We start from the raw sequence: 16,801 nt of genomic DNA, 5'->3' as shown, positions 1-16,801 counted from the left end.
CCGCTCACGCGGCCGCGAGCACGCGCCGGAGGGCGGCGACGGTGGCGCTCAGGCCGTAGCCGTGCTTGTCGCGCAGCTGCTCGTCCTCGCCGAAGCCGGCGTAGACCTGCGGGATGCCGAGCCGCTCGAACGCCGTGAGGTGCACGCCGCGATCGGCGAGGACGTCGGCGATGCGGCTGGCCAGGCCCCCGTACGCCAAGTGGTCCTCGAGCACGACGAAGCGGCCGTCCGTCTCGTCGGCGCACTCGAGGATGAGGGCCTCGTCGACGGGCTTGAGGGTGAACATGTCGACCACGCGGATCGAGCGCCCGTCCTCGGCCAGCTGATCGGCCGCCTGGATCGCCTGCGCGACCGTCGTCCCGTGCGTGAAGATCGTGGCGTCGGTTCCCTGACGGGCGACGATCCCCTTGCCGATGCGGACGTCGTGCTGGCCGGGCTCGTAGAGCACCATGTCCTTCTTGCCCACGGCGAGCCGGATGTAGAGGGGGCCCTTCATCGACATGGACTGACGCAGGATCTCGCCCACCATCAGGGGGTCGCCGATCGAGGTCACCGTCATGTTCGTCAGCGAGCACATGAGCGACAGGTCCTCGACCGCGTAGTGGGTGGAGCCGCCGTTGCCGACGAGCCCGCCGTGGGTCCCGATGATCTTCACGGGGAGGTTGGGGTAGCAGACGTCGGTGCGGATCTGCTCGAGCGCGCGCATGCTGAGGAAGGGCAGCATCCCCGATACGACGGGGATGTTGCCGTCGTACGCGAGCCCGGCCGCGATGCCGACGCTCACCTGCTCGGCGAGGCCGACGTCGAGGAAGCGGTCGGGGAACTTGTCGCGGAACTCCACGAGCGTCGCCCCGATGTCCGGCGTGATCACCCACAGGTTCGGGTGGACGTCGCCGAGCTCGGCGAGGGTCGTCCCGATGACCGACCGGGCGCCGAGGAATTCTCCGAATGTGAACGTGACGGGCATCAGACCGTCTCCTTCCTGCGGGTCGACTCGAGCGAGGCGAGGGCGCGCTCGAGGTCGGCGGCGCCGAGCGAGCCGGCGTGCCAGGCGAGGTTGTGCTCCATGAAATCGACGCCCTTGCCCTTGACGGTCTCGGCGACGACGACCGTCGGACGGTCGCTGTCGGTCGCCGGCAATGCGTCGATCGCGTCGACGAGCTTCTGCATGTCGTGGCCGTCGGTCTCGACGACGTTCCAGCCGAAGGCGCGCCACTTGTCGGGGTAGGGCTCGAACACGACCCGCTCCTCCGCGAAGCTCGTCATGAGCTGGCGGTTGCGGTCGATGAAGGCGACGAGATTGCCGAGCCGGTTGCTCCGCGCCGCCATCGCCGCCTCCCACACGCTGCCCTCGCCGGTCTCGCCGTCTCCGAGGAGGCACACCACCCGGTGGTCCTCTCCGCGGTGGCGAGCGCTCAGGGCCATGCCGACCGCCAGCGGCAGCCCGTGGCCGAGGGATCCGGTGGAGCACTCGACCCCCGGGAGCTGCACCTTGCACGGGTGCATCCCGTAAGCGCTGTCGAGCTGGCCGTACGTCTGGACGATCCCGTCGTAGGAGAAGAAGCCGCGCATCGACATGGCGATGTACATGCAGACCGCCGCGTGTCCCTTGCTGAGGACGAACCGGTCGCGAGCGGGGTTGGCGATGTCGCCGGGATCGACGCGCAGGCCGTAGTGGAACAGCGCCGTGAAGATGTCGGCGGCCGAGAGATCGCCGCCGATGTGCACCGCGCCCTCGTAGGTGCCGCACAGGTGCAGCAGCTTCGAGCGGAGTTCGAACGCGAGCTCCTCCAACTCGGCGACGCTCGGCCGCTGCCCGATCTCCAGGGTGTGCGTTCCCATTCCATGCCTCCTCATCGACTGACATGTGAGGTCGATCGGACGCCGCGGGAAGGTCGTCGTCGACACTCGCTCTCGTCTCCCCGGCGGCATCGCCGTGGTGACGCGAGTGACGCTAACACAATCTGCTTTACAGGTAAACAGGATTATGCGTAAACACGTTGACATCTGTCCGAGCCCGGGGGATCGTGGATGCACATCGGCACGCGCGGCCCGACAGAGCGCGCGTGCGCCGACCCGAACGACACAGAGAGGTGTGAATTCGATGACTGACACGCTGAGCACGGCCGCAGAGGTGCGGACCGGCTTGTTCATCGGCGGAGAGGCTCGTGAGACGACCGAGACGCTCGCGATCGCCGATCCCGGCAAGCCCGGCGCCATCGTCGGGCACGCGGCATCCGCATCGCCCGCCGACGTCGCGGACGCCGTCGCGGCCGCGCGCGCGGCGTATCCCGCGTGGGCGGCGCTGTCCGCGCAGGAGCGCGCCGCGAAGATGGCGGAGGCGATCGCCGGGATCGCGGACGACCGGGACGTGGATGCGGCGGTGCTGTCGCAGGAGAACGGCAAGATCCGGTTCGAGTCGTGGGTCGACGCTCTGGTGTTCGAGATCCGCTGGAACCTCGCGCTGATGCTGGCCGACGAGGTCGACACCGGCCACACCCTCCCGGTCGTCCCGGGAGCGATCCCGGTGACGACCGACGTGTCGTACCAGCCGCTGGGAGTCGTGACGGTGATCGTGCCGTTCAACTGGCCGATCGCGATCCTCGGCGCGTCCCTCCCGCATGCGCTGCTGGCCGGGAACACCGCGATCGTGAAGCCCCCGCCCTCGGCGCCGCTGGCCACCACCCGGGTTGTGCAGCGGGTCGCCGAGAAGCTCCCTCCGGGGGTGCTGAACGTCGTCACCGGCAAGGACGAGAACATGGCCGGTCTCATCACCGACGTCGACAAGGTGTGCTTCACGGGGTCGGTCAACGGCGGGAAGCGGATCATGGAGATGGCCTCCAAGACGCTGACGCGGGTCACCCTCGAGCTCGGCGGGAACGACGCCGCGGTGGTGCTCGAGGACGCGATCGTCGACGACACGCACCTCGACCGCCTGTACGCCGCGATCTACGACACGACCGGGCAGATCTGCATGAACGCCAAGCGCGTCTTCGTGCACCGGTCCCGGCTCGACGAGGTCGTCGACGGGCTGGCCGCGCGGCTGGACAAGGCCGTCATCGGCTACGGGCTGGACGAGGGCACCACGATGGGCCCGCTGCACTCCCCGGCGCAGAAGGCGTTCGTGCAGGACATCATCCAGGAGGCAAAGGACGCCGGCGCCGATGTGCGCGAATACGGCGCGCTCCCCGGCGGCGACCTGGCGGGCGGCAACTTCCTGCGCCCCGCGATCGTCGTCGACCCCGACCCGCAGCTGCGCGTGGTCACGCAGGAGCAGTTCGGCCCCGTCATCCCGATCCTCCCGTTCGACACCGAGGAGGAGGCCGTCGCGCTCGCCAACGACACGTGGGGCGGCCTGTGCGGGTCGGTCTGGACCGCGTCGCCCGAGGCGGCGCAGCGCGTCGGCTCGCAGCTGGTCTGCGGGTATGTGTGGGTCAACGACCACGGCGCCACCCGCCTCGACCTGCGCGCCCCCTTCGGCGGCATGAAGCAGTCGGGCATCGGCCGGGAACAGGGCATCGAAGGCATCCGGGCCTTCCAGGACACCCGCTCCATCGCCACCATCGACCCCGAAGCCCTCGCCGCGATGGCCCATTAGGGGGCCGGCACCCGCACGCGGTCCTGCGTCCCTTCGGGGACGCAGGACCGATGCGTCTCTGCCAGACTCGTGACACGAAAGGAGCCGGATGCCTCGGCAGAACGCCACCACCACACGGCCCGCCCTGCCGCCCGGAACGGTGACCGAGCCTCTGGCCCACGCGCTGGACCCGGAGTCCTTCACCCCTCGCCTGCTGGCGCTTCTGTCCAACGCGCTCGTGTGGCGTGAGTCGCACGAGCTGCGCCGCCGCTTCGGACTGGGAACCAACGAATGGCGGGTGATCTCCGCCCTCGGCATCCGCCCCGGCACCTCGGCGACCGAGATCTCGGAGTTCCTCGGGGTGAACAAGGCGATCGTGTCCAAGAGCGTGAGCGTGCTCGCGGAGCGCGAGCTGCTCGTGCTCTCCGACGGTCCCCGCGGGTCGCGACCGCTGTACCTGTCGGCGGCGGGGGCCGAGATGCACGATGCGATGCTCCCCGTCTCGATGCGAGGGCAGGAGCTGATCCTGTCGCACGTCAGCGGCGACGACGTGGAGCGGTTCAACGCTCTGCTGCACCGGATGCTCGAGGAGCTGCGCGACCTTCAGATCGTCGAGCGCACACTCGCCAGAGCAGCGGAGATGGAGGCGGAGCACTAGCCCACGAGCGCCGCGAAGTCCCGCACCGCGGGGAAGGCGAACTCACGGTGTCGCCGGGTGAAGAGCTCGAACGACCGGTCGGCGGGCCAGTCCTCCCCCATGTACTGGCGCGGCAGTCGCGGGTCGGCGCGCAGCAGCGCCAGCCAGTCCGCGACGAGCAGCGTGCGGGCGGTCACGGGCGACAGGCCCGCCGCGGCATCCTCCGCCTCCCAGTGGGCGATGAACTCGTGGTGCGCCTCACGGATGCTCTCCACATCCCACGCCACGCGCACGGCGTCGGCCATGGGGAAGCCGTCGAGCTCGGTGGCCGAGAAGGCGATGACGGATGCCGGGGGGAGGTCCGGCACGATCGCGTCGCGCGCCGCGGCCAGGTCGACCCGACCGGGCGCGATCCACAGACCGTCGCGCAGCACGCCGAAACCCGACCAGGTGAGCGCCGCCCGAAGCCGGTGCCGGAGGTCGCGGAGGTTCTCGGGGAGGCTGAACGTCACAAGGGTCCAGCCCTCGCCCTGCGGCTCGAACGGGGCGGGACCGTTGACGCGCCCGGATGCCTCACGCAGCACCTCGCTGCCGTGCGAGGTCAGCTGGAAGCCGATCTCCCGCCCGAGGCGCCGGCGCACGAGCATCCCGCTCGCGACCATCCGGTCGAGATTGGTGCGCACGGCCGGCGCGGCGACCCCCGCCCCCTCGAGCACCGAGAGCAGCACGCTCGCGCGCAGCGGCTCGAAGTAGCGGTCGCAGACGTACTCGCCGAAGAACGCCAGCAGAAGCTGCCGCGGCTTGCGGGTCAGCACCGACGTCTCGACGACGGCGCGCGCCGCCGCGGGACCGGCCGTCATCGCGCGGGCGCGCCCGGCCGGACGGCCTCGCCGCGCTTGGCGCGTTGGATCTGCTCGTACACGTGCGTGCGCAGCTCGGTGAAGCGGGGCAGCGCGCGGGTCGTGATCTGGTCGCGCTCGGGCGCGAGGTCGATCGCCAGGTCCTCCTGCACCCAGGTCGGCGACTTGGAGAGCACGACGACCCGCTCGCCGAGGTACACCGACTCGTCGATGTCGTGGGTGACGAAGAGGATCGACATACCGCGGTCGCGGTGCAGCGCCCGCACGAGGTCCTCGAGGTCGGCACGCGTCTGGGCGTCGACGGCCGCGAACGGCTCGTCCATGATGAGCACCTCGGGCTGGTACGCGACCGCCCGGGCGATCGCCACGCGCTGCTGCATGCCGCCGGACAGCTGCCACGGGTAGCTGCGCGCCGCGTGCTCCAGCCCCACCGCGACGAGGGCGTCGTCGATGAGCCCATCCCGCTCCGCGCGCGAGAGCTTCTTGTGCTTCAGCGGCAGCTCGACGTTGCCGCGCACGGTGAGCCACGGGTACAGGCTGCGGCCGTACTCCTGGAAGACGAGCGCCATGTCGGGCGGGGGCGCCGTGACTCTGCGCCCGTGCAGCTCGACGACTCCCGCCGTCGGCCGCAGCAGCCCCGCGATGCACTTGAGCAGCGTCGTCTTGCCGCACCCCGAGGGTCCGACGATGCAGACGAGCTCGCCCGCGCCCATCGTGAAGCTGATGTCGCCGATGGCCTCGACCGAGCCCGTGGTGGACTCGTAGACCTTCTTGAGGTGCTCGACCTCGAGGAGCTTTTCAGGCACGCTCCACCTCCTTGATTCCGTGGTACCAGCGCAGCACGCGCCGCTCGACGAACCCGAAGATCGCCGCGAGCAGCACGCCGATGAGACCGAGCAGCAGGATGCCGCTCCACATCTCGGCGATGAGGTAGTTGCGCTGGAAGTAGACGATCCGGAAGCCCAGACCCGACGACGAGTAGCCGAGCTCGGAGATGACCATCAGGATGAGGGCGATCGACAGCGACTGCCGCACGCCGGCCATGATGCGAGGGCTCGCCGCCGGCAGTACGAGGAACCGCAGCCGCTCTCCGGAGGTCAGGGCGAAGGAGCGAGCCGTCTCGGTCATCACCGAGTCGGTCGAGCGCACGCCTTCTATCGTGTTGAGCAGGATCGGCCACACCGACCCGACCACGATGACGACGACCTTCATGGCATCGGTCGGGCCCATCAGGACGACGAAGATCGGCAGCAGCACCGGCGGCGGCACGGCCCGGAAGAACTCCAGCATCGGCTCCAGCAGCTCGCGCAGCCAGCGATTGAGGCCGATCAGCATGCCGGCCGTGATGCCGATGACGATCGAGAGCACGATGCCGACGGCGAGCCGCCCGAGGCTCGGCAGCACGTCCGTGAAGAACGCGGGCCCCACCCACGTGTCGACGAAGGCCTCGACGAGCTCGGACGGGGATGGGAAGAACCGCGCCGGCGCCACGGTGGCCCAGATGCCCCACAGGACGACGAGGATGAGCGGGAGGCCGATCGCGTAGGCGGTGTTCTCGCCGATCCTCGCCCACACGCGGGAGCGCCGGCGGGGAGTGACGACGGTGCTCGTATAGAGGGTCACAGGACCTCCTCCCCCCGCACGGACTGGTGCCACGAGAGCGCCCGGCGCTCCACGGCTCGGAAGACGAGGTTGATGAGGAGCCCCAGAATGCCCGTCACGATCACGAGGGCGTAGACGGTCGGGTAGTTGCCGGCCGATTGGGCGAAGACGATCTCGCGCCCGAGTCCCGGATTGCCGATGAACATCTCGGCCGTGATCGCGAGGATGAGCGCGACGGTGGCCGCCAGTCGCAGGCCCGTCATGAGATAGGGCAGCGCCGTCGGGAACACGAGGTTGACGATGCGCGATCCGCGCGAGAGGCCGAAGCTGCGGGCGGTGTCGCGGGCGACGGCGTCGACGTCGGCCACGCCGTAGAGCACCTGGATGAACACCTGCCAGAAGCTCGCGAAGACGATGATGACGAGCGCGGCCTGCAGCTGGTACCCGTACATCAGCACCGCGAGCGGGATGAGCGCGACCGAGGGGATGGGCCGGAGGAACTCCACCGTGGTGTGGGTCGCGCGCCGGAGGAAGGGCACGAGCCCGATGACCGTCCCGAGGACGGTGCCGAGCACCGTCGCGATGACGAGGCCGATGCCCCACGCCGTGAGCGTGCGCCCGACGTTCCGCCAGAACTCCAGGTCGCGCATCTGCTGACCGAGGGCGGCGAGCGTCTCGGTCGCCGTCGGGAAGAAGCGCGGGTCGACGATCCCGAGTGTCGGCAGAAGCTGCCACGTGAGGAGGAAGCCCGCTATGCCGGCGAGCCCGAGGCCGACCTTGCGGAGCGTGCGGAGCCGGCGCGGAGAGCGCGTGCGAGCCGGTGCGGCGTCGAGGGTGGCGGTGGCCATGAGAGTCCGATCGGGGGGCGGAGGCGGAGGAGGACGGGATGCCGCGGGCCGGGGCCCCGCGAGTGGGCGCGAGGGCATCCCGCCCTCCGGGATCCGCGTCTACTGCTGCTGGATCAGGCGGCTGTAGTCCGGCTCGGCGTCGATGTAGGCGAACTCGACGGCGAGGGCGCCGAGGTCCTCGATGCCGGCGTCGGAGAGGTCCCACGTGAAGGTCGGGAGCGTGATGCCCGCGGCGGCCTCCTCGGGGATCTCCAGGTTCGACGCGATCGCGGCCCGGACGGCGTCCTCGTTCGAGGCCGCCCAGTCGAGCGCCTCCGACATGGCGGCCGAGTACGACTCCACGAGCTCGGGGTTCTCGTCCAGCAGCTGCTGCGTCGTGATGTTCGTGAGCACGGAGAGGCCCGGGATCGTGGCCTGGTAAGGCTGCACCACCGACGTGCCGCCGGCGCCGACGATGATGGCGCGGAAGGGGTCGGGCGCCCACGCGGCATCCATCGTCCCCGCCTCGAGCTGCGCCGGCACGTCGGGGAAGGCGACCTCGACGAACTGGACCGCCGAGGGGTCGCCGCCGTCGTCCTGCACGGCCTTGCGGATGGTGAGGTCGCCGGCTGCGCCGATGGTGTTGACCGAGACGGTCTTGCCGGCGAGGTCGGCGGGACGCGTGATGCCGGAGTCGCCCAGGGCCACCACCGCGTTGACGTCCGTGCCCTCGGCGTTGCTGTTGGCGTAGTTGCCGACGATCGTCACGCCGAGGTCCTGCAGGTCGGCGCGGATCGGCCCGAAGGGCTGGCCGATGGCGAACTGGATGTCGCCGCTGAGGAGCGCGGGGATCGCGTTCGCCCCGCCCTGGGCGGGGACGACCTCGATGTCGAGGCCGTGGTCTTCGAAGATCCCCTCGTCGATCGCGGCCCAGAGGGCCCCGGTCTCGGCGATCGGGAGAGCGGCGACGCGCACGGGGGTCAGCTCGCCGCCCGCCGCATCGTCGCTCGGGGCGCTGCTGGGCTGCGCGGCCGAATCGGTGCAGCCCGCGAGGGCAAGGGCGGCGGCGGCGAGGACGCCGATGCCGGCAAGTCTCATCTTCATCGAGGAGGCCTCTCATGACGGGTATGGGTGGAAACCTCGACGGATGCCGTCCGCGCGGAGCGGAGGGTCGGCACGCCGTCGTGGTGACGCTCTCATCGTGGATCCGGCGCGCCGGAATGTCAATACTTTCTTGACGATCGACACGGAAGAGTTGAATATCGGATCGCATCCGCTGAGCGGAAGCATCCCCTCCCGTCGTCCCGTCCGGGCGGAGCATGGGAATCCGGCGCGTTACGCCGTACCTATTGCCATTACCTATGTCAATAGGTAATCTGGAACACCGCGGTGCAGAGACGCCCGCATGAGGAAAGGACCTCGATCAGTGGCACGCACGACTCCCGCCCCCGACCGGCAGGCGGCTCGCGAACTGGTCCGCGACTTCTCGCTCGAGATGACCGGCAAGGACATCCCCGGCCTCGAGGAGGCCAAGCACGCCATCCCCCTCGGCACGAAGATCAACGTGACCTTCCTCGGCAACGAAGACCTCGACATGCGGGTCGCCGCGGCCAAGGCGGTCAAAGACCTCGGGTTCGTCCCGGTCCCCCACATCTCCGCGCGGCGCCTGAAGTCGCAGGATCAGCTCGAGGAGTTCCTCGGCCGTCTGCAGGAGGTCGGCGCCGCGGAGCACGTCTTCTCGGTCGGCGGCGACCCGACGACGCCCGAGGGCCCCTACGAGTCGTCGCTCGACCTCATCCGGTCCGGCATCCTTCCCCGCTACGGCGTGCGGGAGGTGAGCGTCGCGGGCTACCCGGAGGGGCACCCCGACATCAAGACGGACGTGCTGTGGCGCCATCTCGAGGACAAGACCGCCGCCCTGAAGGAGCAGGGGCTGGATGCTGTCATCCTCACCCAGTTCGCCTTCGACACCGATCCCGTCGTGGACTGGATCGCCGAGGTCCGCCGCCGCGGCATCGCCACCGAGATCCGGATCGGCACGCCCGGTCCCGCCGGCATCAAGCGCCTGCTCGGCTTCGCCCGCCGCTTCGGCATCGGCGCGAACGCGATGATCGTCAAGAAGTACGGCTTCTCGCTCACGAACCTCATGGGGACGGCCGGTCCAGACCGGTTCGTGACCGATCTGGCGAGCCTTCTCGCGGACCCGTCGACCGGCGCGGGGACCGGGGGCGCGGGAAGTGTCAAACTGCACTTCTACACGTTCGGCGGACTGCTGGCGACCTCGGAATGGGCGCGCGACTTCAGCGCCGCCCAGTCCTAGGAGGCGACCACCCGATGACCCTGCACAGCGAGACTCTCCTCGATCACGCCTGCCTGATCGTCCACGGCCCCGACCAGCCGGGCCTCGTGGCGGCCGTGACCGCGCTCGTCACACGCAACAAGGGCAACATCGTCTCGCTCGACCAGTACTCGTCCGACCCCGAGGGCGGCGACTTCTTCCAGCGCGTCGTGTTCCACCGGCCCGATCTTCTGGCCACCCTGCCCGACATCGAGGCCGACATCGAAGAGACCCTCCGTCCGTACGGGATGCAGTGGCGCCTGACCGACCAGTCGATCCCCAAGCGCATGGCGATCCTCGCCTCCAAGAGCGACCACTGCCTGCTCGAGCTGCTCTGGCGCCACCGGCGCGGCGAACTGCCCGTCACGATCCCGATGGTCATCTCCAACCACACCAACACGGCCGAGGACGTCAGGTCCTTCGGCATCCCGTTCTTCCACGTGCCTTCGCAGGGACCCGACAAGACCGAGGCCGAGGCGCGGATCCTGGAGCTGCTCAAGGGCAATGTCGACTTCGTCGTGCTGGCCCGGTATATGCAGATCATCTCGGAGGACTTCCTCGACGAGATCGCCGTGCCGGTGATCAACATCCACCACTCGTTCCTGCCGGCCTTCATCGGCGCGGCCCCGTACCGCAAGGCCCACGAGCGCGGGGTCAAGCTCATTGGCGCCACGAGCCACTACGTCACGAAGGACCTCGACGAGGGCCCGATCATCGAGCAGGACGTCGCGCGGGTCAATCACGCCATGACGGCGGCCGACCTGCAGGCCCGCGGCGCCTACGTCGAGCGGGCCGTGCTCTCGCGCGCCGTCCAGTGGCACGCCGAGGACCGCGTCATCCGGCACGGCAACCACACCATCGTCTTCACCGACAGACCCTGACCCAACCCCGGGACGCCTCGCCGAGGCATCCCCCGAAAGAACAGAGAGGTTCACCCGTGGCCCGCAATCTGCAAGAGCTGCTCGACGAGAAGGGAAGCGCGGTCGAGCTGCTGCGCAACTCCCAGATCGGCTCCTACATCTACCCCGTCGTCCCCGCGGACTTCCAGAACTGGATCAAGGAGCAGAAGGCCTGGCGCGACACGGCGGTCCTGTACGACCAGTCGCACCACATGGACAACGTCTTCCTCAAGGGCTCCGACGCGATCAACCTCATCCGCGACACCGCGATCAACTCGGTCGAGGTGTTCCCCGTGAACCGCGCCAAGCAGTACGTGCCGACGACCGCGTCGGGGCACGTGATCGGCGACGGCATCCTGTTCCACGAGGCCGAGGACGAGTTCGTCTACGTGGGCCGTGCCCCGGCATCCAACTGGCTCCTCTTCCACGGTGAGACCGGTGGATACCGGAACCTGGACATCCAGGTCGACCGCCGCTCCCCCTCGCGCCCCTACGGCGACGCCGTGAGCCGCCGCTACTACCGCTTCCAGATCCAGGGCCCGAACGCGTGGCAGGTCATCGAGAAGCTCAACGGCGGACCGGTGGAGCAGCTGAAGTTCTTCAGCATGTCGACGATGCAGATCGAGGGCGCCCAGGTGCGCACGCTTCGCCACGGAATGGCGGGGGCGCCGGGCCTGGAGATCTGGGGCCCCTACGCTGACCACCACCGCGTCCGCGACGCGATCGTCGCCGCCGGAGAGGAGTTCGGCCTCGTGCCCGTGGGGTCGCGCGCCTATCCCTCGAACACGCTCGAGTCGGGCTGGATCCCCTCGCCGCTTCCCGCCATCTACACCGGCGCCGAGGAGCGCGCCTACCGCGAGTGGCTGCCCGCCGACGGCTACGAGGCGACCGGCACGCTCGCGGGCTCGTTCGTGTCGCAGAACATCGAGGACTACTACCTCACCCCGTGGGAGCTCGGCTACGGCTCGTTCGTGAAGTTCGACCACGACTTCATCGGCCGCGACGCCCTCGAGAAGATCGACAAGGACACCCAGCGCAAGAAGGTGACCCTCGCCTGGAACGCCGAGGACGTCACGAAGATCTTCGCGTCCCTCTTCGACACGGAGAACGAGAGCTACAAGTTCTTCGACCTGCCGCTGGCCAACTACGGGTCGGCGAACTACGACGCGGTGACGGATGCCGACGGCAGCGTCGTCGGCTACTCGATGTTCACCGGCTACAGCGCCAACGAGAAGCGCGCGCTGTCGCTGGCCACGGTCAACCCCGACGTGCCCGAGGGCGCCGAGGTCACGGTCGTCTGGGGGGAGCCGAACGGCGGCAGCAAGAAGGCCTCCGTCGAGCCGCACCGCCAGCTCGAGGTCCGCGCCGTGGTCAGCCCCGTGCCCTACTCGACGGTCGCGCGGCAGACCTACCACGGCGGCTGGCGCACCCAGTACCAGCCCGCCTGACGAGCCTCGGTCGTCGAGCGGAGGTCGCGGAGCGACCGCAGACGAAGCGCCCCGGACCACCGGTCGTCGCCTCGGTCGTCGAGCGGAGGTCGCGAAGCGACCGCAGACGAAACGCCCCGGACCAGCGTGCACGCGCGGGTTCGGGGCGTTCCGTCTTGCGAAGACCCAACCCCGAGCGGGCGACGCGAGACGAAGGGTGGCTCAACGAGCGGGGGCGAGCCCTGGGGTCGGTACGCTCGGCTAGCGAGAGGAGTCCGGATGAGCCTGAGGTACGCGCTGCTGGCGATCCTGCGGGTCGGCCCGCTCTCCGGGTACGACCTGCAGAAGCAGTTCCACCAGTCGGTCGGGCACGTGTGGCATGCGCCGGACTCGCAGATCTATCCCGAGCTGCGCAAGATGGAGGCCGACGGCCTCGTCGAGGCCGAGGAGCAGACCCGCGGCGAGCGCGGCACGCGCCGGCTCTATCACGTGACGGATGCCGGGAACCGGGCGTTCCTGGACTGGATGGCCTCGCCGCTGGACTACCAGCGCGTGCGCGACCCCGCGCACCTGCGGGCCGCCTATCTCGAGGCGACCGATCCCGACGAGGCCCGGCGCTTCCTCGAGGCGCACATCGCCGAGTGGGAGAGCGAGCTGGAGCAGTGGGAGGGCGAGATCGCCCGCATCGACGCCGTGGCCAACCCCATGCTGCTGCGCCGGCTCGAGGTCACGCCGCCGGAGCAGCGCGAGCGCACGATCGCCTACAAGCGCTTCGCCTACGAGGGCCTGGTCGAGCGCGCGCGCGGCGAGATCGAGTGGGCCCGACGAGGTCTCTCGCTGGTCGACCGCCTCTACCCCTGACCCTCGAGAGTCCGGGGTCGCCCCATCCTCTCGTCGCTGCGCTCCTCGCTCGGGGACCGGGTCGGTCCCTGACGTACCGCAGTCCCTGAGCCTGTCGGAGGGCTGCCGGGGCCTATCTTTCGGTTGCGGCGAATCGCGCGCCGACCCGCAGATCGCCGCAAGCGAACGTTCCGCGCCGCCGATCGCCGCAGCCGAACGCCACCCGCAGATCGCCGCAACCGAACGTCCCGCGCCGCCTTGGGTTGCGGCGAATCGCGCGCCGACCCGCCGATCGCCGCAACCGAACGTCCCGCGCCGCCTTGGGTTGCGGCGAATCGCGCGCCGACCCGCCGATCGCCGCAAGCGAGCGCGACCCGCCGACGCACGGCGACGGCCGGGGGCCGAAGCCCCGACCGTCGTCCGTGCCGCCCGTCAGGGCTTGCCGGGCGCCTTTTTGACCTTGCCCGTCGGCTCGGACACGAGGGTCTGCGCGACGTATCCGTCCGCCGAGACGGTGGCGCGCACAGTCAGCTCGGTCCCGACCAGGTCGGCCGTCGGCGAGAAGCTCGCGTCGACCGCTCCGGGGATGGGCGATCCGTCGGCCAGCCACTGGTACGCCACCGATGAGCCCTGCGGCGCCGAGCTGCCGGCGGCGACCGACTCACCCACGCGGGCGGTCCCCGAGATCCGGAGGTCCGAGGCATCCACGACCCGGGTGTCGCCGAAGTCGAGCCAGGTGCCCTCGAGCGGCGTGACTCCCTGCGGGCGCTGGGACCAGTCGCAGACGCCGGCGGGGAAGGTCGCCGTCAGGCGCGCCCACTGCGCATCGGTCACGCCCGGGTAGTCGGCCCGGTCGGCCGGCACGAGGGTGCATTTGAGCCCGTCGGCGAGAAGCGGCATCCCAGCCTCGGCGCGCGGCTGAGAGTGGAAGGGATACAGCCGGTTGCACGCCGTGGTCGGGTCGTCGTAGTCGACCGGCTCGGCGATGAACGTCATCTGCGCGTCGAAGCAGCCATCCGACAGCCCCGCGGGCCGTGCGGCCACCGTGCGCTCCCGGTCCCCCGGTCCTCCCGCCGCCTCGATCGCGTCGAGCCACTTCTCGAGCTGAGCAAGCGCCTGCTCGCGCATCTTGCCGGTGTTGGCGGTGATGTTGGCGCCCGTCCAGCTGACATGCGTGTCGGCATCTCCGTGGGCAGCCAGCATCCGCTCGCGGATGATGGCCGACCGATAGCGCTCGTGGAAGTCGCCCGTCGGGTCGGTGTAGTTGCGGATCTCGATCACCGGGATCCAGGCGAGGCCGCCCGTCATCATGTTGATGCGGCCGGTCGCGTACGCCCGCTCGATCGCCTCGAGGCTCGCCTCCGAGCGAGCAGCCGTGCGCTGCCCGTCGACGTTCATGCCGCCGACGCTCTCGTTGAGCGAGACGAACTGCTCCACCGTGATGGCGCCGCTCTGCAACGCGTTCCAGCCGTACTGCACGCCGACGTTGTCGGGCTCGACGCGCAGACCGCGGCCCTCGGCATCCGTCCCGTACACGTTCTTGACCATGTCGGCGATGGTGCAGCGCAGTCCGTCGGGGTTCGACGCAGACCAGCGGTCGGCCACCGGGATCGCGGCGTTGCAGCCGCGGTTGGGGTCGTCGACGCCGTCGAAGAACGTGAAGCCGAAGCACGTGGACGGCACGGCGTGGCCGGTCACGGCGATCTTCTGCGCGTCGGTCCATCCGGCACCCGCGGGCGAGTTCCAGTAGTTCAGCAGACCGCGGCAGTCGTGGCCCCCGATCGTCGTGGACCGCTCGTCGGGGTAGCCGATCTCACCGAGCACGCCGTCCAGGATGCCGGGGTAGTTGTTCGACAGCAGCAGCTGCTGCATCGTGCCGGCCGAACCGCCCGAGCCGACCGTGTAGGTCACGGGTCCGAGCTGCTCGATGACGTGCTCCCTGACCATCATCGCCGTCTCGGCGCTCGTGACGTCGTTGCAGTTCTGGGCGAACACGTTGAGGGTCGCGGATGCCACGGCATATCCGCGGCTGAGGAAGAGGTCGTTCTGCACATTGCCGGTCTCCCGGCCCTGCCAGTAGCCGACGCCGCACGCGCCGCCGAAGGTGTAGGCGAGCTTGCCGTTCCAGCCCGGCAGCGGCGCCCACGGGGTCGGCTCGGCCGAGCCCGGCGTGTGCAGGACGGCGGTCTCGTAGACGGCCCGGTTGATCGTGCCGCGCTCGATGCGCACGACGTAGGGCACCGTCTGCCCGTTCACGGTGGTCGTCGCCAGGTTCGCCGGCGTCGAGCCGTCGGTCGGGTAGTTCGCGAACGTCCCGGCGGTGGTGCGGTAGCGGTAGCTCACGACGGGCGCAGCGATGTGACAGTTCTCGTCGACCGGGCCGAGGAACCAGGGCTGTCCGGAGGCGGTGCAGTACATCGGATGCTGCGGCCCCGAGAAGACGGGACCCGTGATGGGGTGGTTCTCGACCTCGAGAGCGGCCTGGACCTGGCCGTTCTTCTTGGTCACCTCGACCTCGCTCGTCCCGAGGGGCAGGCCCTCGACGAGCCCGATCAGGCGGTCGCCGACGAGCTGGAACCCCTCGGTGACGTCGACGCCCGCGGCGAGGATGCGGAAGTCGCTGCGCGCCCCCTCGACGGAGACGAGCGCGTCGCCGCCCGAGACGCTGTCGGCGCGGCCGGACTCGACGGCGATCGTCACCGGCTGCGCGGCGCCGGCCATCGTCGGGATCGACAGCCCGGACAGCAGCAGGCCTGCGACGGCGAGCACTCCCATCGCGAGCGGACCGGATCGGGAACTTCTCATGTGGCATCCTCCGTCGACGTCGTCGTCACGGCGCGGCATCGTCGCCCGCCTTAGGCGACAGAGTAGAAGTTTCGATAACGCTCGTCAATGAAAGTTCAAGTATTGGACTCCTCGCGCATGCGACGACGGCTGACGAGCTCCGCGAGGCCCGCGTCGATCTCGGCGACGAGCCCGCGCATGCGCTGCTCCGCGCATTCGCCCAGCGCGTTGTATCGACGGGCCCACGCGCGTCGCGTCGAGACCCGCGGCCAGTCCGCCGGTACGAGCTCGGCCGGCATCCCGGTGTCCCGGACCCGGAACGCCTGCCATCCGAGCATGATCCGCATGCGCTCCCGGAATGCCGCGACCGGATCGCCGAGCTCCACCTCCCCGCCGACGCTCGCCGCGAAGCGGCGGTACTCCGCGGCGACGTCGTCGAGATCCCACGCCGACTGCGGTCCGCCGGCGATCGACGTCTCGAGCGTCGCGCGCATCGAGGTGACGTCGCGGACGCCGAGCTCCTGCAGCTGCGCCATCGCCTCGCCCGCCCGGTCACGCGGAGACAGCCAAACCCCGTCGTAGAGCGGCGCGAAGCCCAGCCAGCGCAGGCGCGCCCGCGCGAGGTGACGCGACGACCGCTCGGCTTCCGGGATCGAGAAGGCCAGGACGCTCCACAGCCCGTCCCAGGGCACCTCGACCAGCCCGAACGCGTCGAGCCATGCGCCCTCCTCGTCGACGACCTCCCGTGCGCGAGGCGTCAGCCGGTGCGTCGTGCGGCGTCCGACCCGGTCCGCCCGCAGCAGGTCGCCGCGGACCATGCGCGTCAGGGTGGCGCGCGCGGCGGCCTCCTTCAGGCCGAGATCAGTGAGCGCCGTCACGATCGCACCCGTGGGCATGGGCTCGGCGACGTGCCACCAGTAGTCCCCGAAGATCGTGAGCACCTGACGGACGGGCGAGGTCCGGCGGAATCCGGGAGAGGCGGCGCCGTCCTCATCGAGAGTCATGGGTCA

The 16,801-nt window shown here is 70.0% G+C and carries 15 protein-coding genes; 6 read left to right on the top strand and 9 right to left on the bottom strand.

Annotated features, from left to right (window positions below; all coding sequences use genetic code 11):
• Positions 1–4: 4 nt before the first annotated feature.
• Both EV279_RS03630 and EV279_RS03625 read right to left on the bottom strand, forming a co-directional pair.
• Positions 5–967 (bottom strand): transketolase C-terminal domain-containing protein, encoded by a 963-nt coding sequence (locus tag EV279_RS03630; protein WP_133541553.1) that lies wholly within the window; start codon positions 965–967, stop codon positions 5–7.
• Positions 967–1,842 carry a transketolase gene (locus EV279_RS03625; protein WP_133541552.1) on the bottom strand — a complete coding sequence of 292 codons (876 nt, stop codon included), beginning with the start codon at positions 1,840–1,842 and terminating at the stop codon, positions 967–969. The genes EV279_RS03630 and EV279_RS03625 overlap by 1 nt, the downstream gene beginning before the upstream one ends.
• 262 nt (positions 1,843–2,104) lie before the next feature.
• On the opposite strand from EV279_RS03625, the gene EV279_RS03620 reads away from it, so the two are divergent.
• Together EV279_RS03620 and EV279_RS03615 are read left to right on the top strand one after the other, a co-directional pair.
• Complete coding sequence (locus EV279_RS03620) at positions 2,105–3,598, top strand: aldehyde dehydrogenase family protein (RefSeq protein WP_133541551.1); 1,494 nt, start codon at positions 2,105–2,107, stop codon at positions 3,596–3,598.
• 88 nt (positions 3,599–3,686) lie between these two features.
• On the top strand, positions 3,687–4,235 hold the full coding sequence (locus tag EV279_RS03615; RefSeq protein WP_133541550.1) for a helix-turn-helix domain-containing protein: 549 nt from the start codon (positions 3,687–3,689) through the stop codon (positions 4,233–4,235).
• Here EV279_RS03615 and EV279_RS03610 read toward each other — a convergent pair.
• The 5 genes from EV279_RS03610 to EV279_RS03590 all read right to left on the bottom strand — a co-directional run bounded on the left by EV279_RS03610 (position 4,232) and on the right by EV279_RS03590 (position 8,607).
• Positions 4,232–5,074: a PaaX family transcriptional regulator C-terminal domain-containing protein gene (locus tag EV279_RS03610; protein WP_133541549.1), complete on the bottom strand. Its 843-nt coding sequence runs from the start codon at positions 5,072–5,074 to the stop codon at positions 4,232–4,234. The two genes, EV279_RS03615 and EV279_RS03610, sit on opposite strands and share 4 nt — an antisense overlap.
• Positions 5,071–5,880 carry an ABC transporter ATP-binding protein gene (locus EV279_RS03605; RefSeq protein WP_133541548.1) on the bottom strand — a complete coding sequence of 270 codons (810 nt, stop codon included), beginning with the start codon at positions 5,878–5,880 and terminating at the stop codon, positions 5,071–5,073. Before EV279_RS03605 ends, EV279_RS03610 begins: the two co-directional genes overlap by 4 nt.
• Positions 5,873–6,697, bottom strand: a complete 825-nt coding sequence (locus EV279_RS03600) for an ABC transporter permease (RefSeq protein ID WP_133541547.1) — start codon at positions 6,695–6,697, stop codon at positions 5,873–5,875. The genes EV279_RS03605 and EV279_RS03600 overlap by 8 nt, the downstream gene beginning before the upstream one ends.
• Positions 6,694–7,524 (bottom strand): ABC transporter permease, encoded by an 831-nt coding sequence (locus EV279_RS03595; RefSeq protein WP_133541546.1) that lies wholly within the window; start codon positions 7,522–7,524, stop codon positions 6,694–6,696. The genes EV279_RS03600 and EV279_RS03595 overlap by 4 nt, the downstream gene beginning before the upstream one ends.
• 99 nt (positions 7,525–7,623) lie before the next feature.
• Complete coding sequence (locus EV279_RS03590; RefSeq protein ID WP_133541545.1) at positions 7,624–8,607, bottom strand: ABC transporter substrate-binding protein; 984 nt, start codon at positions 8,605–8,607, stop codon at positions 7,624–7,626.
• A 391-nt stretch (positions 8,608–8,998) separates the two neighbouring features.
• Here EV279_RS03590 and EV279_RS03585 point away from each other — a divergent pair, with 391 nt between their 5' ends.
• From EV279_RS03585 to EV279_RS03570, 4 genes are all read left to right on the top strand, one after another.
• On the top strand, positions 8,999–9,823 hold the full coding sequence (locus tag EV279_RS03585) for a methylenetetrahydrofolate reductase (RefSeq protein WP_243728596.1): 825 nt from the start codon (positions 8,999–9,001) through the stop codon (positions 9,821–9,823).
• Between the two features lie 14 nt (positions 9,824–9,837).
• Positions 9,838–10,722: a formyltetrahydrofolate deformylase gene (gene purU, locus EV279_RS03580; protein ID WP_133541543.1), complete on the top strand. Its 885-nt coding sequence runs from the start codon at positions 9,838–9,840 to the stop codon at positions 10,720–10,722.
• A 56-nt stretch (positions 10,723–10,778) separates the two neighbouring features.
• Positions 10,779–12,188: an aminomethyltransferase family protein gene (locus tag EV279_RS03575; protein ID WP_133541542.1), complete on the top strand. Its 1,410-nt coding sequence runs from the start codon at positions 10,779–10,781 to the stop codon at positions 12,186–12,188.
• 258 nt (positions 12,189–12,446) lie between these two features.
• On the top strand, positions 12,447–13,028 hold the full coding sequence (locus EV279_RS03570) for a PadR family transcriptional regulator (RefSeq protein WP_133541541.1): 582 nt from the start codon (positions 12,447–12,449) through the stop codon (positions 13,026–13,028).
• A 411-nt stretch (positions 13,029–13,439) separates the two neighbouring features.
• On the opposite strand, the gene EV279_RS03565 is transcribed toward EV279_RS03570, so the two are convergent.
• On the bottom strand, positions 13,440–15,812 hold the full coding sequence (locus EV279_RS03565; RefSeq protein ID WP_133541540.1) for a DUF6351 family protein: 2,373 nt from the start codon (positions 15,810–15,812) through the stop codon (positions 13,440–13,442).
• 95 nt (positions 15,813–15,907) lie between these two features.
• The gene (locus tag EV279_RS03560; RefSeq protein ID WP_133541539.1) at positions 15,908–16,795 is read right to left on the bottom strand and encodes a PaaX family transcriptional regulator C-terminal domain-containing protein; all 888 of its coding nucleotides are present in this window, start codon (positions 16,793–16,795) and stop codon (positions 15,908–15,910) included.
• Positions 16,796–16,801 lie beyond the last annotated feature (6 nt).

The sequence above is a fragment of the Microbacterium sp. BK668 genome (assembly GCF_004362195.1).
In the GTDB taxonomy this organism is placed as follows: Bacteria; Actinomycetota; Actinomycetes; order Actinomycetales; family Microbacteriaceae; genus Microbacterium.
Note: the sequence above shows the minus strand (reverse complement) of the source record. Positions and strands in the feature narration are given on the sequence as shown.